Below are 20039 nucleotides of genomic sequence, written 5' to 3' on the forward strand. Positions count from 1 at the left end.
ATTTTACTGCGACTTTCCAGGAACATAGCCAAAGGCTTGTTCCGCCAGTTTCACCACGGCCGGGTCCGCCGCAGGAAAATCCATCGGCACCAATTGTTCCAGCCGTTCGGCGACATAGGTCAGCGCCGCGATCCGCCCGGTCTTGCGATGATTATTGTCGATGACGTGCCAAGGGGCATGTTTGGTATCGGTCTTTTTGAACATCGCATGCATCGCGTCGAGATAATCGTCCCGCCGTGCGCGGTTGCGATAATCGTCAGCGCCGGTCTTCCACCGCTTCCATGGCGTATCGAGCCGCTGCGCCAGTTGCTCGTCCTGTGTTTCCTGGGTGATGTGGACGAACAATTTGACCATGTTCATGCCGGCATCGGTCTGCTGCTTTTCGAAGGCATTGATCTCGTCATAGCCGCGCTTCCACTCCGCCTTCTTGGCGAAGCCCTCCACCCGTTCGACCAGCACGCGGCCATACCAGCTACGATCGAAGATAGCGATATTGCCGCTGGCGGGCAGTCGGGTCCAGAAGCGCCACAGGAAATGATGGTCGCGCTCGACCTCATTGGGCGCGGCGATGGGATGGACCTGATAGAAGCGCGGGTCCCAATCGGCCGACATCCGCTTGATGATCCCGCCCTTGCCCGCTGCGTCCCAGCCCTCCAGCAGGATGACGCTGCGCCGCTTGTGCAGGATATGCGCGACCTGGATCTTGGCCAGCCGCTCCTGCAAGGCCGCCAGCGTCGAATCATAATCGCCATCGAATTTCGGCGCGGATTCATAGTCGGTGAGGGTGATGGTCATGAGCGCCATCATGACGCTGCGTGGGCACGCTGTCGAGGCTCAACCCCGGCGCAGCAGCCTGACGACGCCCAGCGCCATGATCGCCGACAGCGCGTAGCTGGCCAGCAACTGGCTGGTCCAATGCCCGCCCATCGTCACCCGCGCGGCCCAGCCCGCCACCATCCAGCCGATCGCGATCCAGCCGATCGCCCGCACCACCGCGCGCCGATCTGCCAGCGTGACGATCGCCAGCAAGCCGATCGTCGCCCCAGTGACCAGTCCATAGGTCGAGGGCAGGCCTGAGGACGGGCTGGGCTTGGCGACTGCAACCAGTGCCGCCAGCGGACGGGGTGAATGGATGTAGAAGCGCAGCAGGCCGTCGGCCGCGATCGCCAAGGCAAAGCTGATCGGCGCGGCCAGCGCCATGCGCGCGCCGTGCAGCATATGGAGCAGGATGGCGACCGCCAGCGTCATCGCCCACATCCATGGCTCGGTCGCGCTCTTGGTCATGATATTCGCCCAGCCGGGCTGATGCCCGAACAGCGCCTGCAAGCCGCGCGTCAGCGCCGCTTCACCGGGCAACGGCCCCTGCAGCGCCCAGTTGAGCAGGCCGAGCAGCAGACCGATCGCGCAGAGCGGGAGCAGCGGGCGGCGGGTCATGGTCCTGCGGGTCTTCATGCTGTTCTCCTGAAAACCGCGCATGACAATGCCGGGTCAGCCCTTGGCCTGCGGCTCCACCACGCGGACATGGAGTTCGCGCAACTGCTTGAACTCGGCGGCGCTGGGCGCGCCCATCAGCAGGTCTTCGGCGCGCTGGTTCATCGGGAACAGCGTGATTTCGCGCAGATTCTGCGCGCCGCACAGCAGCATCACGATGCGATCGACGCCAGCGGCCATGCCACCATGGGGCGGCGCGCCATATTGGAAGGCGCGATAAAGGCCGCCGAAGCGCTCTTCGACATCCTGCTGCGACAGGCCGACCAGTTCGAACGCCTTGACCATCAATTCGGGCGACTGGTTGCGGATCGATCCCGATGCGATTTCGAACCCGTTGCAGACCATGTCGTACTGATAGGCGTTGATCGTCAGCGGATCCTGATTGTTCAGCGCGTCGAGGCCACCCTGCGGCATGGAGAAGGGGTTGTGCGCGAAATCGACCGACTTGGTGTCCTCATCATATTCGTAGAAGGGGAAATCGACGATCCAGCACAGGTCGAACCGATCCTTGTCGATGAGGTCGAGCGTCTCGCCCACGCGCGTCCGGGCGAGGCCCGCCAGCTTGGCCGCCTGCGATTCCTTGCCAGCGGCGAAGAATACGCCGTCATTCGCGCCGAGGCCCAGCGCCGCGATCAGCTTCGCGGTCGCTTCCTCGCCATGATTTTTGGCGATCGGGCCGCCGGGGACGCCATCCTTGATGTTGATATAGCCAAGGCCCGAATAGCCCTCGCCGCGCGCCCAATTATTCATTTCGTCGAAGAATTTGCGGCTGCCAGCCCCAGCACCCGGTGCCGGGATCGCGCGAATGACGCTGCCGCTGTCGACTAGGCTGGCGAAGATGCCGAAGCCCGAACCGGCGAAATGCTCGGTGACATCGGTGATTTCGATCGGGTTGCGCAAGTCCGGCTTGTCGCTGCCATATTTCAGCAGCGCCTCGGCATGGGGAATGCGGCGGAAGCTGCCCGCGGGCGTCACTGGCTTGCCGTCGGCGAATTTCTCGAAGATCTGGGCGATGACCGGCTCCATCGTGTCCCACACTTCTTCCTGCGTGACGAAGCTCATCTCCAGATCGAGTTGGTAGAATTCGCCAGGCAGCCGGTCGGCGCGCGGATCTTCGTCGCGGAAACAGGGGGCGATCTGGAAATAGCGGTCGAAACCTGCGACCATCAGCAACTGCTTATATTGCTGCGGCGCCTGCGGCAGGGCGTAGAATTTGCCCGCATGGATGCGGCTCGGCACCAGGAAGTCGCGCGCGCCTTCAGGGCTGGACGCGGTCAGGATCGGCGTCGAATATTCGGTGAAGCCTGCATCTTCCATACGGCGGCGCATGTCGGAAATGATCTTCGTGCGCTTGACGATATTGCCATGCAGCGTTTCGCGCCGCAGATCGAGGAAGCGGTAGCGCAGGCGGATATCTTCGGGATAATCCTGCTCACCCGCCACCGGCAGCGGCAGTTCGGCGGCGGTAGACAACACGGTCACGCTGTCCGCGACGATTTCGATCGCGCCGGTTTCCATCTTCGGATTGGTCGCTTCGGGGCCGCGCGCGACGACCGTCCCGTCGATGGTCACGACCGATTCGAGCCGCAGCCCTTCCAGCACGTGCAACGCTTCGCTGTCGGCCTTTGCCACCACCTGGCTGATGCCATAATGATCGCGCAGGTCGATGAACAACACGCCGCCATGATCGCGCTTGCGATGGACCCAGCCGGACAGGCGGACGGTCGCGCCGACATCGGCTTCACGAAGGGCGCCGCAAGTGTGGGTGCGATAGGCGTGCATGGCGTTTGGGTTCTTTCAGCTTCGTTTTACGGAAATGACAAAGTGTTGCAGCCGGGTTATGGGCTGGAACGTCGACTAGCGACGAGCCCGCCAGGGAGCGGGCCTGCCCATAATAAGATCGAAGACTATATGCAAATTCATCCGCTGATTACCGACAGCAAGACCCTGGCCGCATTTTGTGCCCGTATCGCAAAATCCCCCTATATCGCGGTCGATACCGAATTCATGCGCGAAAACAGCTATTGGCCCGAACTGTGCCTGGTGCAGGTCGCCGACCCGCATGAGGCCGCCGCGATCGACCCGATGGCGCCGGGCATCGACCTCAAGCCCCTGCTCGACCTGATGTGCGAGAATGAGGATGTGCTGAAGATTTTTCATGCGGGCGGGCAGGACATAGAGATCGTCCACAACCTGACCGGCAAGACGCCGCACCCGATGTTCGATACCCAAATTGCGGCGATGGCGCTCGGCCTTGGCGAACAAATTGGCTATGGCAATCTGGTCGAGGCGTGGATGGGCGTGCAGCTCGACAAGGGCGCCCGTTTTACCGATTGGGCGCGCCGTCCGCTCGACAAGCGCCAGATCGACTATGCGATCGGCGATGTCACCTATCTCATCCAGATATTCCCCAAGATGCTGGAAGAATTGCGCAAGACCGGGCGTGGCGACTGGCTCGACCAGGAAATGGAGCGGATCAGCGATCCGTCCAACTATGAAAACCTGCCCGAAGAAGCGTGGAAGCGCGTCCGCATCGCCAGCAAGAAGGCCGATGTGCTGGGCCGGTTGAAGGCGCTGGCCGCCTGGCGCGAGATCGAGGCACAGGACAAGAATCTGCCGCGCGGCCGCATCGTCAAGGACGAGACGCTGGCCGACATCGCCAGCCATCCGCCGCGCACGCAGGAAGATCTGGGCAAGGTGCGCGGCCTGTCCGCCACCTGGCGCACCAATGATATCGGCGCACGACTGATGAACGCGATCGCCAAGCATCAGCCGCTGGGCAAAGACGAGATGCCCGACCGCGAACCGCGGCGTCCGGGGCTGGGCAAGGATGGTGCGCTGGTCGCGGACCTGCTCAAGCTGCTACTCAAGATCCGTTCGCGCGACATCAACGTCGCCTCCCGTCTGCTCGCGCGGTCGGATGACATTGAAGCGCTGGCGGCGGGTGTCCGCGACGGCCTGTCGATCCTAGAAGGCTGGCGCTACGAACAGTTTGGCCGCGATGCGGTGGATCTGGTCGAAGGGCGGCTGGCCTTCGCGGTCAAGGGTGGTCGCTTGAAGATGACACGCACGGAATAAATAAAGGCCGTTCGCCCTGAGCTTGTCGAAGGACTGTCCTTCTCTGGAAAGAAGTAAGGGGCTTCGACAGGCTCAGCCCGAACGGATAGTGGAAATTGGGTAAGGAGAGAAACATCATGCGCAACATCCTGTCCCTTGCAAGCGCGCTTGCCCTCGCCGCCTGCGCTACCACCCCGCCGGTCACGGCCGATGGCAGTTGCCACCATGACAGTCTCGCCCGCTTTACGGGCCAGAAGGCCAGCGCCGACACCGCCGCCGCCCTGCTCCAGGAGTCTGGTGCCAAGAGTTTGCGCTGGGGTGGCCCCGGCATGGCGATGACGATGGACTTCCGCCCGGATCGCCTGACGGTCAGCTATGACGAGGCAATGCTGATCACCTCGGCGCGGTGCGGCTGATGGCTTTGCGGGCTGGCCTCAGCCCGCGTCGCGCCATGTTCCGGGCTCCACGCCATCGAGCGTCCAATCCCCGATCCGCCAGCGCACCAGGCGCAGCGTGGGATGTCCCACGGCCGCGGTCATGCGCCGCACCTGGCGGTTTTTGCCCTCGCGGATGGTCAGGCTGATCCAGCAATCGGTGACGGTCTTGCGGAACCGCACCGGCGGGTCGCGTGGCCACAGCGCAGGGTCGTCGATTCGCTCGACCTCGGCCGGCAAGGTCCGCCCGTCCTTGAGCGTCACCCCGCGCCGCAGCGTGTCGAGCGCCGCCTCATCCGGCTCGCCCTCCACCTGCGCCAGATAGGTTTTGGGCATCTTGAAGCGCGGGTCGGCGATCCGTGCCTGCAACCGGCCGTCGTCGGTCAGCAGCAGCAACCCTTCGCTGTCCGTGTCCAGCCGACCGGCGGGATAGACGCCCGGCACATCGATATAATCTTTGAGCGTTGGGCGCTCCGGGCCGTTCGGCTCCGGCGTGAACTGACACAGGACATTGAAGGGTTTGTTGAACAGGATCAGCGTCATGGTCGTCATTCCCCCTCGTCAAAGGCAACGCTGCCCTGATCGATCAGCGCCGCGATCAGCGTCAGCGCCGTGTCGGACCCGGCCAGGGCGGGATCGACCATCAGGTCGCCGCGCCCGCACAAGGCACGCGCCAGTAGCGCGCCATCCCCGACGCAATCGAAACTCTGCCCGTCCACGAACAGGGTCACCGCGCCGTCCGGCTGCGCCATGAAAGCGAAGCGGCTCGCGGGATTGCGGCATAGCGGCACTTGCGCCGCGATCAGTGCGCGGGCCATGTTGACGTCAGCGGGTTCTTCGGGCTGCCAATCGGTGTCAGCATATTTGGGCTGGCTGCTATAGGCGCCGAACCAGCGGGCGAAGGTCGTCCGGTCGCCCAGCGCTTCCAGCACCAGCCCGTGCAATCGGTCGATCGCCGAGGCCGAGATTTCACCGGGATGCGCCTGCCGCACCAGGTCGGGGTCGGCATAGCGATCCTCGTCGGGCAAGGCATCGACCAGATGTTCGCTCCAATGTTCGACCAGTTCGGCGCGCGATGGCGCGCGGAAGCCGATCGAATAGGTCATACAGTCATCGCCCACCGCGACGCCATCATGCGCGAAGCAGGGTGGGACATAGAGGATATCGCCCGGCTCCAGCACCCATTCGTCGGTCGCCTCGAAGTCGGCGATCAGGCGCAAGTCGTCATGCGGCAAGAGTGGCGTCGCGCTGTCGCAGCGCGGTCCCACGCGCCAGCGCCTGCGGCCCAGGCCCTGCACCAGGAACACGTCATATTGGTCGAAATGCGCGCCCACGCCGCCGCCATCGCTGGCATAGCTGACCATCACATCGTCGATCCGCCAGTCGGGCACAAAGCGGAAGGGTTCGATCAGCGCCGCGACATCGGGCACCTGCTGGTCCACCGCCTGCACCAGCAGGGTCCATGGCTCGCGCCCCAGATCACCGAAGCGGGTTTCGGGCAGCGGGCCACTTTCCATCGCCAGCCGGTCGCCCGCTGCCATGATGAGGCGGGATTCCACGCCCTCTTCGCACGCCAGACCCGCCAATTCATCCGGCTCCAGCGGATTGCGCCAGTCGTTCCAAGGATTGCGGATGAGCGCAGGCGTCTTCTGCCAATGGTTGCGCAGGAATTGGTCGATATCGAAATGGCAAAGTTGCATCATGCAGCCTTGGGCCCATACGCCCTCGCTGTCAAAAAGTGGGGGAGTCTACAGTTCCAGCCCGATAAGCGTCCCGCTGCCGATCCGATCGATATAGCGTTTGCCGTCAATCTCCAGCCAGTCGGGCGTCACTTCCAACCGTCGCCCTCTGATCGTCGTGCGCAGATGCTCCACCGCGATCCGGTTGCGGGTCACGATGCGCAGCACGGCCAGACCGTCGCCCCGCGCAGCCATCATCGAATAGCGATCGCCGCGCAGCAGGAAGTGCCAGCTGCCATCGGTCGGCAGCCATTCATTGCCGTCGATCACCTGCACCGGCTCGCCATCCGGCCCGCCCAGCCGCACGCTGATCCGAGTCGCGCCATTGATCCGGCGGGGCGGGGCAAAGATCAGGATCGGTTCGCCCTCCAGCGTGATCGGGATCGGGGTATCGCGCAGCACCCGTGATCCGCCGACGATGAGGTGGGGCAGTTCAGAGGAAAAGGGCAGCCGGTCGCGTGCGAAATGCCGCTGGCGCACCACGGGATTGGCGTGGAAACTATGGACCTGGGTCGGGGTGAGCCGCCCTTCTTCGACAAGGCCGTGGCAGGTCGGGCATAGCAAGGTTGCGCCCGGCCCGTCGGGCAATCCCAGATAGCGATAGAGGGTGACGCCGCAGCGCACACAGGCAAAGCCGCATGCCTGGCGGATGTCCGCGCGCTGCTCGGCCGTCAAATCCGGCAATGAAGGCATCACGCGCAGGCCTACCATGCAGAGCACCCCTTTATGAGCGCCGTGCCGCATGATGCGACCGGCGGTCCTTTCTGGCGTCCATCCTGCCTGCGGGGATGCTCTGATGCGGCTCCCTTGTGGCTGCTATCGTTGGAATATTTGCGCGCAAGTCAAGCGCGGCGTGCAATATGCCCTTAGCGCTGCGGCAAAAGGTCGAGGTTGCGAGCGGCCGCCAGCGCCCGGATACGGCCAGGGCGCGGCATGTTCTTGATCGCGATTTCCGCTACGTCACCGGCACTGAACATCTCTACATGGCCCACGTCGAAGATGCGCTGGCCGAGGCTCTGGGTGATGCGCACGCTGCGGATACTCGACAAGGCAACCTCGGTCCGCTGCTTGGACAACAGCCCCCGTTCCAGCAGCACCTCCCGATCGGACAGGGCCAGCCGTTCCCCTTTGTGCATCACCCACCAGATGGCGATGGCCATTATGCCAACCACCGACAGCAGCAGTAGCGTGAACAGCAGGGGGTGCGCCCGGAACATGGCAGGATTTTCGTCATACAGCCAAGTGTCGCTCATGCTGCCTCCCGCGCGTGGACCGGCGCGGTTTGACCACGCCGCCCCTTTGTCGTCAAGCGAGTCGCAATGCCGTCTGGTTAACCAAATATTCGTCCTGTGATATTAGACGGTTCTGGAGAATGGGAACGGCCATGGCACGTAATCTGTACGATATGGAGGATCGCAGCACAGACCGGGACAGCCGCTGGCTGCACGAGCAGCAGGAGCGACGCACCCGCATCGTGCCGGTAGGCATAATCCTTGTCGCGCTCGCCATAGCGGGGCTGGCCATTTATTTGCTCAAGGATTCCTTGCCGGGCGCGGGCAAAGGCGCGTCAGCCAATTCGCCCACAAGCATCAGCGCATCCTTTGCAGCCTGCGACGACCTAAACGGCGAGGCCTGCGTCCTTACGGCCAACAGCTACGCCTATCAGGGTCGCCGCTATCACCTGTCCGACATCAGCGTACCTGCCGAAACCGGCGCGCTTTGTCCCGAAGAGGCGCAGAAGGCGCAACGTGGCCGGATGGCGCTGCTGACGCTTCTCAACGGTGGCCAATTCGACGCCCGGCCTGATCCGGCCGACGCCAATCCCGCCGCACGCAGGTTGACCCGTGACGGCGTGTCGCTGGGCGAGATCATGATTCTCAAGGGCCATGCCCGTCCCTGGTCCGCCACGCCGATCGACTGGTGCGCATCTTGACGCAGCGCACGGACCGACGCCCCCTTCCCACTCGGCTTGTCGCAAAACCGCCCCCGTTGCCGACCGGCTTTACAGGCTGTTAGCATCTGCCGGGTTACGCCTTCACATGTAGGAGGACGTTTGGTGCAGACAGGATGCCAGGGCTGCCGGTCGCAAGCCCATCAATTCGACATCGCCATGGCGTTTCAACCCATTGTCGATATCCAGACGGGACGCCCTTTCGCGTTTGAGGCGCTTGTGCGCGGCCCGAATGGCGAGGGCGCGGGCGAGGTCATGGCGCAGGTCACGCCAGAGAACCGCTATGCGTTCGACCAGCAATGTCGCGTGGCGGCGATCGAGGGCGCTGTCGCGGCAGGCATTCTTGATACTCACGCGAAGCTGTCGATCAACTTCCTGCCCAATGCCGTCTATTCGCCCGTCGCCTGCATCCAGTTGACTCTGAAAACCGCGCAGAACACCGGATTTCCTACCGAGCGCCTGATCTTCGAATTCACCGAAAATGAGGAGATGGTCGATTCCGACCATGTCGGGACCATCATCGATTCCTACCGCAAAATGGGGTTCGGCACCGCGATCGACGATTTCGGGGCGGGCCATGCGGGCCTGGGGCTGCTGGCCAAATTCCAGACCGACTATATCAAGCTCGACATGGATCTGATCCGCGGCCTCGACACCAGCCTGCCGCGCCGGATGATCGTGGAAGGCGTGCTGCGCATCGCCCAATCGCTGGGCATCATCGTCATTGCCGAAGGGATTGAGACGGTCGGCGAATATGACGCCCTGTGCAAAATGGGGGTCCGCTATATTCAGGGCTATTTGCTGGCGCGGCCGGGTTTTAAGAGCCTGCCCGTCGCCACTTTACCGGGCGGTGATCGCCAAGCCGCCGTCGCCTGACCGGCGCGCCTGCACCGCCGCCAGCACATCCCCTGCCAGTCGCGCATAGTCCGCGCAGGCCCGCTGCATCGCCGCTTCGCTATCGGCCCGGCGCAACCGGCCGAAACACAGGCGATTTTGCGCCGCGCGCAGGCCGCGCAGCACCATTCGCCCTTCGCCCTTCAGTCCCAATTGCGGCCCGGCCCGGTGCCACGCCTCGGCCGCGCTGGAGAGGCGGCTGCCAGGCCGGACGCCGGGGTCATCCCCTGCCCCCGCCCCCAGCCGGTCGATCCGCCGCGCTTCGGCGATCAGGTCGGTCAGGAACAGGTCGAGTTCGCGCAGGCCATTGCCGATCATCTTGGCCGGCATGGCGCGGCGTCGATCATCGGCCGCTTCGGGGCAACGGCCCAGCGACATGCCATTGGAGAGGAACGCCGCCGCCCGTTCGATCCGCGCCACTTGCCCTGCGATCGGCACCATCTGTGCCAAGGACGCAGAACGGGCAGTTGCGCCGCTCATCGCTTCTTCACGAACTCCGCGCGCAGCACCAGCCCTTTGATCCCGTCATGGCGGCAGTCAATTTCCTGCGCATCGCCGGTCAGGCGGATCGACTTGATGAGCGTGCCGCGCTTGAGCGTCTGCCCCGCGCCCTTGACCACCAGATCCTTGATCAGTGTCACCTGATCGCCATCGGCCAGCAGATTGCCCACCGCGTCGCGCACCTCAACCCTGTCGGCGGCATCGGCGGCATCGGCCAGTTGCGACGCAGGCACCCACTCGCCCGACGCCTCGTCGAACACATAATCTTCGTCGGACCCGCTCAATTCTCGTCGCCCATGCGCAGCGCGGCGATGAAGGCTTCCTGCGGAATCTGGACGCTGCCATATTCGCGCATCCGTTTCTTGCCTTCCTTCTGCTTGTCGAGCAGCTTCTTCTTGCGACTGATGTCGCCGCCATAGCATTTTGCCGTGACGTCCTTGCGCATCGCCGCGATGGTTTCGCGCGCGATCACCTTGCCGCCGATCGCGGCCTGGATCGGGATCTTGAACAAATGGCGGGGGATCAAATCCTTGAGCCGTTCGCACATGCCGCGACCGCGCGATTCGGCGGTGCCGCGATGGACGATCATGGACAGCGCATCGACGGGTTCGGCATTGACCATGATGCTCATCTTGACCAGATCACCCGTCCGATAGCCGATCTGGTGATAGTCGAAGCTGGCATAGCCCCGGCTGATGGATTTCAGGCGATCGTAAAAGTCGAACACCACTTCGTTGAGCGGCAGTTCATAGGTCACCTGCGCGCGGCCGCCGACATAGGTGAGGTTCTTCTGGATGCCGCGCCGATCCTGGCACAGCTTCAGGATGGAGCCGAGATATTCGTCGGGGCAATAGATGATCGCCTCGATCCACGGCTCCTCAATCTCGTCGATCTTGGTCGGGTCGGGCATGTCGGCGGGATTGTGCAGCTCGATCTCGCCCGCGCCATAGGTGAGCTGGATCTTGTACACCACCGACGGCGCGGTGGTAATGAGGTCGAGATCATATTCGCGCGTCAGCCGCTCCTGGATGATCTCCAGATGGAGCAGCCCCAGGAAGCCGCAGCGGAAGCCGAAGCCGAGCGCGGCGCTGCTTTCCATCTCGAAGGAGAAGCTGGCGTCGTTCAGGCGCAACTTGCTGATCGAGTCGCGCAGCTTGTCGAAGTCGTTGGCATCGACGGGGAACAGGCCGCAGAACACCACCGGCTGGACTTCCTTGAAGCCCGGCAATGGCTTGGTCGCGCCATTTTTGACCGTGGTGATGGTGTCGCCGACGCGAGTCTGCGCGATTTCCTTGATCTGCGCGGTGATGAAGCCGATCTCGCCCGCGGCCAGTTCGGGCAGTTGCTCGATCTTGGGGCGCATACAGCCGACCCGGTCGATCAGATGTTCGGTGCCGCCGATCATGAACTTGATCGCCTGGCCCTTCTTGATGACACCATTGACCACGCGGACGAGGATGACGACGCCGAGATAAGGGTCATACCAGCTATCGACCAGCATCGCTTCGAGCGGCGCATTGCGGTCGCCCTTGGGCGGCGGGATTTTCTTGACGATGGCTTCGAGGATTTCGTCGATGCCGATACCGGACTTGGCGCTCGCCAGCACGGCTTCGGAGGCATCGAGGCCGATCACATCCTCGATTTCCTTGCGCACCTTTTCGGGTTCGGCGGCGGGCAGGTCGATCTTGTTGAGCACCGGCACGATCTCATGATCATGCTCGATCGACTGATAGACATTGGCCAGCGTCTGCGCTTCCACGCCCTGCGCCGCGTCCACGACCAGCAGCGCGCCTTCGCATGCGGCCAGCGAGCGCGAGACTTCATAGGCGAAGTCGACATGCCCCGGCGTGTCCATCAGGTTCAGCTCATAGGTCTGGCCATCCTTGGCGACATAATCCAGGCGCACCGTCTGCGCCTTGATCGTGATGCCGCGTTCTTTCTCGATATCCATATTATCAAGGACTTGCGCACTCATCTCACGGTCGGTCAGGCCGCCGGTGCGTTGGATGAGACGGTCGGCCAGGGTCGACTTGCCATGGTCGATATGGGCGATGATGGAAAAATTACGGATATGCGAAAGCTCGGTCATGCGCCGCGCCGTAGCAGCAGTTGGCGTCCCTGTCAGCAGGATCACGCACGTCCGCGAACGCGATGACAAGCCATGTCATTTTCCCGACCTTGCTTGGAAGCATAACCGGCTTGTGATAAAGTCCGCGCAAAATAACGGGCGCGCTCAATTTCGGTGGAACAGGCAACAAATGGGGGCCTCAACAATGCGACTTTTGAAGACGCTGACCGCGATGGCGGTCTGCTTGATAATGGCGACGCCGCAAGCCATGGCTGCGGACAAGGGATCATCCGGCCGTCAGGCACAGACCAAGAAGCAGATGGAAATTCCGCGCTGCACCAAGCGGTTGGGTACGGCGGCGATCGTCGAACCGGACAATCAGTGGTGGCGCGAACTCAGCCTGGGCAGCCCGGAAGCGATCATCAAATTGTTCGTGCAGCAATCGGGATGCTTTGGCCTGGTCAATCGCGGCCGGTCGATGGCCAGCCGCAACCTCGAACGCGCCATGGCGGATTCGGGTGAGTTGCAAGCGGGGTCGAACCTGGGCCGTGGCCAGGTGAAGGCGGCGGATTATTTCATTCAGCCCGATATTGTGACCACCAACAAGAATAGCGGCGGTAACGCGCTGGGCGGTATGCTTGGCGGCATGCTCGGTGGACGTGTCGGCGGCGCCTTGCTGGGCGGCATCTCGATCAAGAAGAGCGAGGCCAATGTCATGCTCTCCGTCGTCAACGCGCGCACAACCGAGGAAGAAGTGATGGCCGAAGGCTATTTCCGCAAATCAGACCTCAGCTTCGGCGGTGGCGGCGGCCTTGGCTGGATGGGTGGCCTCGCTGCCGTCGGCGGTGGCGGCTATCAGAATACCGAGATCGGCCAGGTGATCGTGCTCGCCTATCTGGACGCCTATACCAAGATGGTGACGCAGATGGGCGGCCTGCCCGAAAATGCCGCAGCAGCCGCGCCGGTCGCGCAGTAGGCCGGGCCGGTTAGCAGAAGGGGCGGCGCTGGATGATCCAGCGCCGCCTTTTTCATGCCGGTAGCACGGCGGCTGGCCGGATCGCACGCCGCCGCTTCCACCAGGCCAATATCGCTTCTCCGGCTGGTCGCTCCACCACGCGGTTGATCAGCGTGCCCAGCACCAAAGCGACAGCGAAGGCGGCGAAGAAGCCGATCCAGGGGCTATAGCCTGCCTTGGCCAGTTCCAGCATGACGACGAAACCGACATGCTGGTGGATGAGGTAGAAGGAATAGCTGATCCCGCCGAGCCAGATGAGCGGACGGATGCGCAATATGTGCAACCGCCCGGCGATCAGCGCCGCAAAGGCGGCGAGCAGGATGCAGGCGACGATGGTCACGTCCCATGTCTCCATCGTCGTGACCGACGCCAGAGCCAGCGCGGCATAGGGTGCCTGTTGCCGCCAACTGCGCCGCCCCGCCCAGACGCGGTAGGACAACATGCCGATGACGAAGAAGGGCAGATAGCGCAGCACCAGCAGCATGATGATCCGCTCCGGCATGTCGGGCCATAAGGCGTAGAGCCAACGGACGCCCAACCATAGCAGGAGCAACGGCTCCAGATGCTTCAACCCCGCACATTTCCACAGGCCGATCATGCAGGCGTAGAAGGCGATCTCCACCGTCAACGTCCAGTAAGCGCCATCCACTTCGGGCAGGAAGGCAAAGCCCTGCAACATGGTGAAATTGGCAAGGATCGCGCCCGGTCCGATCAAAAGCTGCGTCGCATGGGCGAGATATTCGATCGACAGCGTCACCAGCATCGCCACCAGATAGGCGGGATAGAGCCGGGCGAACCGATTGACCACGAAGTCGGCCACCGACCCGATCCGTTCCAGCGTGAAGAATATGGCAAAGCCGGAAATGGTGAAGAACAGCAGCACCCGATAATTGCCGCCGGGGAAGCTGAACGGCACATGCGATGCCTGGGGGAAGAGTTCGTGGAAGCGCGTGGAATAATGGAAGATCAGCACGCATAGCGCGCCTATGCCACGCAGCGCATCCAGTTCGGTTAACCGTGCGCGTTCGGGGGATGATCCAGCCACAGCCCGCTATAGCAACATAGGAGACATAAATCTGGCAAGATCGTGGTTAATCGACCTGCAATAGCCCTATTTTTCTTGCTAGTCTTTTGCTGCGCCATGCTGTGCGACGGGGAAATATGCTTAACGTCCATCGCTGGGCGCCCCATCACCCCAGCGTCATCAACAGCATGAAGCCAAAAGGGGCAGGCATGGCCACCGCCATACCCGCCCCTGTCGGTCCTTCTTTTCCGTAGTGCGCTATATCAGGCGGCGTTGCCGTCCAGGATCGCAGAAATCGCGCTGGTAACGACATCCATATCGGCCATGCCGTCGACGCGCGACACGATCGCGCGCGCTTCATAGATGGGCAGGATGGGTGCGGTCTTCGCGCGATATTCGGCCATGCGGGTGCGTACCGTTTCCTCATTGTCGTCGGGACGGCGCTTGAACTCGTGGGTCTGGCACTTGTCGCATTCGCCCGCGACCTTGGGCAGCTTGAACACGTCATGATAGCCAGCGCCACAGTTGGCGCAGGTGAAGCGACCGGTGATCCGTTCGACCAGCGCGTCCTCATTCACGTCGAGTTCGATCACATGGTCGAGCGAGCGACCGCGTCCATCGAGCAGGACATCGAGCGAATGGGCCTGCGCCTCGGTACGCGGATAGCCATCGAAAATGACGCCGGTATCTGCGGCAAGCGCATCGAGTGCTTCGCCGATGATGCCGGACACGACATCGTCGGGCACGAGCGCCCCCGCTTCCATCAAAGCCTTGGCCTGCAGCCCGACAGGCGTGCCCGCCTTGACGGCCGCGCGCAGCATGTCGCCGGTGGACAGCTGCACCATGCCGCGGTCCTCGACCAGGCGACTGGCCTGCGTCCCCTTGCCGGCCCCCGGAGGGCCAAGCAGAATGATGTTCATCGCGCGCATTCTCCCCTATTGTGCGCCCAGCGTCCGGGCCGCGTTTAGCGCAGGCGGCCCTTAAGCTTCGCCTTCTTGATCAGATCGCCATATTGATGGGCGAGCAGGTGGCTCTGAATCTGGGTCACGGTATCGACCGTAACATTGACCACGATCAACAAGCTAGTCCCACCAAGGTAGAAGGGAATTCCCGCCCGGGCGATGGCAAATTCCGGCACCAGACAGATGAACGCCAGATAGGCGGCCCCGATCACGGTGATGCGCGTCAGCACATAGTCCAGATAATGTTCGGTATTCTTGCCCGGACGGATGCCGGGAATGAAGCCCCCATTGCGCTTGAGATTGTCGGCCGTCTCTTCCGGGTTGAACACCACGGCGGTGTAGAAGAAACAGAAGAAGACGATGCCCAGGCCATAAAGCCCCATATAGACCGGGCTGCCGTGCGACAGATATTGGTTGAGCGTCAGGACGAAATCGCCCCACCGGCTTTCACCCGCCACAGTCTGGCCCGCAAACTGCGAGATGGTCAGCGGCATCAGCAGCAGCGAAGAAGCGAAGATTGGCGGAATGACGCCTGCGGTGTTGACCTTGAGCGGCAGATGGCTGCGGTCCGCCTGCATCAGGCCCTGGCGCGTCTGGCGCTTGGGATATTGGATCAGCACCCGGCGCTGCGCCCGCTCCATGAAGCAGATCAACAGGATGAGGCCGACCGCCATGACCATGACGAGGAAAATGAGCAGGCCGGAGATCGTCCCTTCGCTGCCGGACTTGAACAGGTTGCTCAACGTCACCGGCAACTGGGCGACGATGCCCGCCATGATGATGAGCGACACGCCGTTGCCGATTCCGCGCGAGGTGATCTGTTCGCCCAGCCACATCAGGAACATGGTGCCACCGATCAGCGAAACGACGGCCGACACGCGGAACACCATGCCGGGGTCAACCACCGCCGCGCCCTGCGTCTCGTAGCCGACAGCGGCGAAATAGCCCTGAACCGCGGCCAGGAACACCGTGCCGTAGCGGGTATATTGGTTGAGCCGCTTACGGCCGCTTTCGCCTTCCTTCTTGATCGCCGCCAGCTTTGGCGAGAGCGAGGAGGCGAGCTGCACCACGATCGACGCGGTGATGTAGGGCATGATGCCCAGCGCGATAAGGCTGGCGCGCTCCAGCGCACCGCCCGAAAAGGTGTTGAAGATGTCGAGGACGCCGCCGCGCGTATTCTGCACCGCGCCGGCCAAAGCGGTCGGGTCGATGCCGGGCATCGGCACGAAGCTGAGGAATCGGAACACGATCAATGCGCCGAGCGTAAACCACAAGCGCTTCTTGAGGTCGGTGGCCTTGCTGAATTTCGCGAGGCTCAGATTGGATGCGAGCTGGTCGGCTCTCGATGCCATGGTGGCTGCCCTTCAAATCACTCTTGCCGAGGCATCAAGCCCCGGTGCGGAATCGCTCATCCCTTAGCGGGACGGGTTCAACGTGTCGAACGGGGAGTTGCCATACCAAGTGGCAAAGACAGTCCCCCGATACGCATGACCCCGCCAACCCATATCGGGCAGCGGGGCCGTGCTTGCAAGCCTGAGACTGCGGCTTACGCCTTCCGGGCAGCCTTGGCAGCGGCAAGGGCCGTGCCCTTCTTGGCCTTCGCCTTGTCGGCGGCCGCGACGACTTCGATCACTTCGACCTTGCCACCGACCTTTTCGACGGCTTCCAGGGCACCCTTCGACGCGCCGGAGACGAGGAAGCTAACCTTGGCGGTCAGTTCGCCCTTGGCGAGCAGACGGACGCCATCCTTGCCACCACGGGCAAGCGCAGCTGCCTTGAGCGCGGCATGGTCGATGGTCGCGTTGGCGTCCAGCTTGCCGGCGTCGATCGCCTTCTGCACCGCACCCAGGTTCACGATCGCGAAATCGCTGGCGAAGATGTTGTTGAAGCCGCGCTTAGGCAGACGCATGTGGAGTGGCATCTGGCCACCCTCGAAGCCATTGATGGCAACGCCCGAACGCGCCTTGGCACCCTTCTGGCCGCGGCCAGCGGTCTTGCCCTTGCCCGAACCGATGCCGCGTCCAACGCGCATACGGCCCTTGCGGGCGCCATCATTGTCACGGATGTCATTGAGTTTCATATCGTGCACTCGCTTTCGCTTTGTTCGCGCTCAGCAATCGTCTGTTGCATACGCAATCAGCCGACGACTTCGGTCTATAGGATCGCTGCCCATCTCGGATAAGACATCCAACGCGATGCCGATCTCCAAAAAATACGCCAGCCCTTCTCTTGCTTCAGTGGTTGTCACGTCCACAAACAGCTTCGCGGCAGAGCTTGGTTGCCAAGGTTCCGCCGCGAAAATTGTAGCTTCTGGGTCGAACTGTTCGAGTTGGGTGACCAGCGACATAATCGTCTGATCACCCACTCAATTAGCCCTCGACCACTTGCACCATATGGGGCAGCTTCTTGATGGCACCGCGGACTTCCGCCGTGTCTTCCAGTTCTACCACGCGATGCATCTTGCCAAGGCCCAGACCGATCAGAATCTTCTTCTGGTCGGCGGGGCGACGGATCGGCGAACCGATCTGCTTGATCTTGATTGTTGCCATGTCGCTTACTCCACAATCGCTTCGGCGTCAGCCTGCGCGACCTCGACCGAGGCTCCACCGCGATGCAGAAGGTCAGCGACCTTCTTGCCGCGACGCTGCGCCACCGACTTGGGGCTCGTCTGTTCGCCCAGCGCCGCGAAGGTCGCCCGGATCATGTTATAAGGGTTCGACGTGCCGTTCGACTTGGTCACGACGTCTGCGACGCCGAGGCTTTCGAACACGGCGCGCATCGGACCACCCGCGATGATACCGGTACCGGCCGGGGCCGAACGCAGCGTCACCTTGCCCGCACCGAAATGGCCAAGGCCATCATGATGCAGCGTGCGGCCTTCCTTCAGCGGAACGCGAACCATTGCCTTCTTGGCAGCGGCGGTCGCCTTGCTGATGGCTTCGGGCACTTCGCGCGCCTTGCCATGACCGAAACCGGCCCGGCCCTTGCCGTCGCCGACCACGACCAGCGCTGCAAAGCCGAAGCGCTTGCCGCCCTTGACGGTCTTGCTGACGCGGTTGATGTGGACCAGCTTCTCGATCAGTTCTTCGCCCTGATCTTCGTCACGGTTGCCGCCGCGACGATCGTCACGACGACCACGGCCGCCGCCACGATCGCTACGGTTGCGGTCGCCGCCGCCACGGTTGCCACGACCACGGCCGGGACCGCGGTTTTCGGCTGGTGCTGCCGCCTCGGCACCCTCGACGGGTGCGACGACTTCGTTGGTGTTTTCGTCAGCCATGATCAGAACTCCAGCCCGCCCTCACGGGCGGCATCGGCCAGCGCCTTGACGCGGCCATGGAACAGGAAGCCACCACGGTCGAACACGACGCGGGTGACACCGGCGGCGGTCGCTGCAGCAGCGACGCGCTTGCCGACATCGGCTGCGGCTTGCGAGGTAGCGCCCGTCTTGCCGCGCACATCCTTGTCCAGGGTCGATGCCGCAGCGACGGTCGTACCGGCAGCGTCATCGATGATCTGGGCGTAAATGTGACGACCCGAACGGTGAATGCTCAGGCGCGGGCGGGTGCCCGAAACAGCCTTGAGAGCGGTGCGAACACGGCGACGACGCCGCGCGAAGAGGGAAAGCTTTGCCATCTTACTTCTTCTTCCCTTCCTTGCGGAAGATGAACTCGCCGGCATATTTGATGCCCTTGCCCTTATATGGCTCAGGCTTGCGCCAGCGACGGATTTCGGCGGCAACCTGGCCGACCTGCTGCTTGTCCATGCCGCTGATCTCGACCGTCGTGTTATCCGGGGTCTTGATCTCGATCCCGTCGGGGATCGCAAAATCGACGTCATGGCTGTAGCCAAGCTGCAGCTTCAGGTTCTTGCCCTGCGAGTTCGCGCGGTAGCCAACGCCGGTGATGAGCAGCTTCTTGGTGAAGCCTTCCGTCACGCCGGTGACCAAATTCTGGATCAGCGTGCGCTGCATGCCCCAGAATGCCCGTGCGGCCTTGGTCTTGTTGGCTGGCTGAACGAGAATGCCTTCGCCTTCCAGCGTATAGCTGATCTCGTCGCGAAGCGGCATGGCCAGGGTGCCCTTGGGCCCCTTGACCGAGAGCTGCCCGCCCTCGATGGTCGCCGTCACCCCATTGGGGATCGCGACCGGCTTTTTACCGATGCGGCTCATTAGAACACCTCCGCCAGCACTTCGCCGCCGACATTCTGGTCGCGCGCTTCCGCGTCGGACAGAACACCCTTGGGCGTCGAGACGATCGTGATACCAAGACCGTTGCGGATCACCGGCAGTTCTTTCGAACCCGAATAGACGCGGCGGCCAGGCTTGGACACGCGGGCGACATGCTTGATAGCAGGCTGCCCTTCGAAATATTTCAGCTCAATGCGCAGGCCAGGGTGCTTGCCGAGATCTTCCTCGGAATAACCGCGAATATAGCCTTCGCGCTGGAGCACGTCGAGGACGCGGGCGCGCAGCTTGGACGCCGGGGACATAACGCTGTCCTTCTTCGCCTGCTGCCCGTTGCGGATGCGGGTGAGCATATCACCCAGGGGATCGGTCAATGCCATGAGATGATATCCTTACCAGCTCGACTTGGTGACGCCGGGGATCAGGCCCTTATTGGCCAGATCGCGCAGCTGAATACGGCAGAGCCGGAATTTGCGGTAATAAGCGCGCGGGCGCCCCGTCAGTTCGCAGCGGTTACGCACGCGGGTCGGGTTGCCGTTGCGGGGAATTTCCGCCATCTTCAGACGAGCGATCAGACGATCGCTGTCATCGGCCGCGTTGTCATTCGCGATCGCCTTGAGCTTTGCATAACGGCCAGCATATTTCTTAACCAGCTTCTTGCGACGCTCATTCTTGTTGATCGAACTCAGTTTCGCCATGACTTAAGTTCTCTTCCTT

General features: G+C 62.7%; 26 protein-coding genes. 5 read left to right on the forward strand and 21 right to left on the reverse strand.

Features of this window, described 5'->3' with window-relative positions; genetic code table 11:
- Positions 1–3 precede the first annotated feature (3 nt).
- From J2W40_RS15705 to aspS, 3 genes are read right to left on the reverse strand one after another with little or no spacing between them, the layout of a single operon-like run.
- Complete coding sequence (locus tag J2W40_RS15705; RefSeq protein WP_310226531.1) at positions 4–795, reverse strand: polyphosphate kinase 2 family protein; 792 nt, start codon at positions 793–795, stop codon at positions 4–6.
- A gap of 39 nt (positions 796–834) precedes the next feature.
- Positions 835–1452 (reverse strand): phosphatase PAP2 family protein, encoded by a 618-nt coding sequence (locus tag J2W40_RS15710; protein ID WP_310226533.1) that lies wholly within the window; start codon positions 1450–1452, stop codon positions 835–837.
- Positions 1453–1488: 36 nt separating this feature from the next.
- On the reverse strand, positions 1489–3273 hold the full coding sequence (gene aspS, locus J2W40_RS15715) for an aspartate--tRNA ligase (protein WP_310226536.1): 1785 nt from the start codon (positions 3271–3273) through the stop codon (positions 1489–1491).
- Positions 3274–3402: 129 nt separating this feature from the next.
- Between aspS and rnd the strand changes: the two genes are divergently transcribed.
- On the forward strand, positions 3403–4569 hold the full coding sequence (rnd, locus tag J2W40_RS15720) for a ribonuclease D (RefSeq protein WP_310226538.1): 1167 nt from the start codon (positions 3403–3405) through the stop codon (positions 4567–4569).
- 116 nt (positions 4570–4685) lie between these two features.
- A complete protein-coding gene (locus J2W40_RS15725) occupies positions 4686–4964 on the forward strand; it encodes an I78 family peptidase inhibitor (RefSeq protein ID WP_310226540.1) in 279 nt (92 codons plus the stop codon).
- 18 nt (positions 4965–4982) lie between these two features.
- Here the strand turns inward: J2W40_RS15725 and J2W40_RS15730 are convergent, their stop codons facing one another.
- The 4 genes from J2W40_RS15730 to J2W40_RS15745 form a co-directional block, all read right to left on the reverse strand.
- A complete protein-coding gene (locus J2W40_RS15730) occupies positions 4983–5525 on the reverse strand; it encodes a pseudouridine synthase (RefSeq protein ID WP_310226690.1) in 543 nt (180 codons plus the stop codon).
- Between the two features lie 5 nt (positions 5526–5530).
- Positions 5531–6682, reverse strand: coding sequence for a JmjC domain-containing protein (locus J2W40_RS15735; RefSeq protein WP_310226692.1), 1152 nt, complete (start codon positions 6680–6682; stop codon positions 5531–5533).
- A 48-nt stretch (positions 6683–6730) separates the two neighbouring features.
- Positions 6731–7414, reverse strand: coding sequence for a hypothetical protein (locus J2W40_RS15740; protein ID WP_310226693.1), 684 nt, complete (start codon positions 7412–7414; stop codon positions 6731–6733).
- Between the two features lie 173 nt (positions 7415–7587).
- Entirely contained in the window at positions 7588–7974 is a 387-nt protein-coding gene (locus J2W40_RS15745) for a PH domain-containing protein (RefSeq protein ID WP_310226542.1), read from the reverse strand.
- A gap of 131 nt (positions 7975–8105) precedes the next feature.
- Here J2W40_RS15745 and J2W40_RS15750 point away from each other — a divergent pair, with 131 nt between their 5' ends.
- A complete protein-coding gene (locus tag J2W40_RS15750; protein WP_310226544.1) occupies positions 8106–8654 on the forward strand; it encodes a nuclease in 549 nt (182 codons plus the stop codon).
- Positions 8655–8777: 123 nt separating this feature from the next.
- A complete protein-coding gene (locus tag J2W40_RS15755; RefSeq protein ID WP_310226547.1) occupies positions 8778–9548 on the forward strand; it encodes an EAL domain-containing protein in 771 nt (256 codons plus the stop codon).
- Here the strand turns inward: J2W40_RS15755 and J2W40_RS15760 are convergent.
- Genes J2W40_RS15760 through lepA form a run of 3 tightly spaced genes read right to left on the reverse strand, consistent with a single transcriptional unit; the run spans position 9513 to position 12156 of the window.
- Positions 9513–10007, reverse strand: a complete 495-nt coding sequence (locus J2W40_RS15760; protein WP_310226549.1) for a hypothetical protein — start codon at positions 10005–10007, stop codon at positions 9513–9515. The two genes, J2W40_RS15755 and J2W40_RS15760, sit on opposite strands and share 36 nt — an antisense overlap.
- A gap of 35 nt (positions 10008–10042) precedes the next feature.
- Positions 10043–10351, reverse strand: a complete 309-nt coding sequence (locus J2W40_RS15765) for an alkylphosphonate utilization protein (protein WP_310226551.1) — start codon at positions 10349–10351, stop codon at positions 10043–10045.
- Positions 10348–12156, reverse strand: coding sequence for a translation elongation factor 4 (gene lepA / locus J2W40_RS15770; RefSeq protein WP_069065531.1), 1809 nt, complete (start codon positions 12154–12156; stop codon positions 10348–10350). The genes J2W40_RS15765 and lepA overlap by 4 nt, the downstream gene beginning before the upstream one ends.
- A 184-nt stretch (positions 12157–12340) precedes the next feature.
- On the opposite strand from lepA, the gene J2W40_RS15775 reads away from it, so the two are divergent.
- On the forward strand, positions 12341–13111 hold the full coding sequence (locus J2W40_RS15775) for a CsgG/HfaB family protein (RefSeq protein ID WP_310226553.1): 771 nt from the start codon (positions 12341–12343) through the stop codon (positions 13109–13111).
- A gap of 52 nt (positions 13112–13163) precedes the next feature.
- Here J2W40_RS15775 and J2W40_RS15780 read toward each other — a convergent pair whose 3' ends face one another.
- From J2W40_RS15780 to rpsN, 11 genes are all read right to left on the reverse strand, one after another.
- Complete coding sequence (locus J2W40_RS15780; protein ID WP_310226555.1) at positions 13164–14195, reverse strand: acyltransferase family protein; 1032 nt, start codon at positions 14193–14195, stop codon at positions 13164–13166.
- Positions 14196–14437: 242 nt separating this feature from the next.
- A complete protein-coding gene (locus J2W40_RS15785) occupies positions 14438–15094 on the reverse strand; it encodes an adenylate kinase (protein ID WP_310226558.1) in 657 nt (218 codons plus the stop codon).
- Positions 15095–15138: 44 nt separating this feature from the next.
- Positions 15139–16488, reverse strand: a complete 1350-nt coding sequence (gene secY / locus J2W40_RS15790) for a preprotein translocase subunit SecY (protein WP_310226560.1) — start codon at positions 16486–16488, stop codon at positions 15139–15141.
- Between the two features lie 194 nt (positions 16489–16682).
- The gene (rplO, locus tag J2W40_RS15795) at positions 16683–17216 is read right to left on the reverse strand and encodes a 50S ribosomal protein L15 (RefSeq protein WP_310226562.1); all 534 of its coding nucleotides are present in this window, start codon (positions 17214–17216) and stop codon (positions 16683–16685) included.
- A gap of 30 nt (positions 17217–17246) precedes the next feature.
- The gene (locus J2W40_RS15800) at positions 17247–17501 is read right to left on the reverse strand and encodes a hypothetical protein (RefSeq protein WP_310226564.1); all 255 of its coding nucleotides are present in this window, start codon (positions 17499–17501) and stop codon (positions 17247–17249) included.
- A gap of 4 nt (positions 17502–17505) precedes the next feature.
- Positions 17506–17685 carry a 50S ribosomal protein L30 gene (gene rpmD / locus J2W40_RS15805; RefSeq protein ID WP_037472383.1) on the reverse strand — a complete coding sequence of 60 codons (180 nt, stop codon included), beginning with the start codon at positions 17683–17685 and terminating at the stop codon, positions 17506–17508.
- Between the two features lie 5 nt (positions 17686–17690).
- The gene (gene rpsE, locus J2W40_RS15810; RefSeq protein WP_310226567.1) at positions 17691–18416 is read right to left on the reverse strand and encodes a 30S ribosomal protein S5; all 726 of its coding nucleotides are present in this window, start codon (positions 18414–18416) and stop codon (positions 17691–17693) included.
- Positions 18417–18418: 2 nt separating this feature from the next.
- Positions 18419–18772, reverse strand: a complete 354-nt coding sequence (gene rplR, locus J2W40_RS15815) for a 50S ribosomal protein L18 (RefSeq protein WP_037472385.1) — start codon at positions 18770–18772, stop codon at positions 18419–18421.
- A gap of 1 nt (position 18773) precedes the next feature.
- Positions 18774–19307: a 50S ribosomal protein L6 gene (rplF, locus tag J2W40_RS15820; RefSeq protein WP_037472386.1), complete on the reverse strand. Its 534-nt coding sequence runs from the start codon at positions 19305–19307 to the stop codon at positions 18774–18776.
- On the reverse strand, positions 19307–19702 hold the full coding sequence (gene rpsH / locus J2W40_RS15825) for a 30S ribosomal protein S8 (protein WP_037472387.1): 396 nt from the start codon (positions 19700–19702) through the stop codon (positions 19307–19309). Before rpsH ends, rplF begins: the two co-directional genes overlap by 1 nt.
- Before the next feature lie 12 nt (positions 19703–19714).
- Complete coding sequence (rpsN, locus tag J2W40_RS15830; RefSeq protein ID WP_037472388.1) at positions 19715–20020, reverse strand: 30S ribosomal protein S14; 306 nt, start codon at positions 20018–20020, stop codon at positions 19715–19717.
- Positions 20021–20039: the final 19 nt, after the last annotated feature.

The organism is Sphingobium xenophagum, assembly GCF_031457465.1.
Classification (GTDB): Bacteria; Pseudomonadota; Alphaproteobacteria; order Sphingomonadales; family Sphingomonadaceae; genus Sphingobium; species Sphingobium xenophagum_A.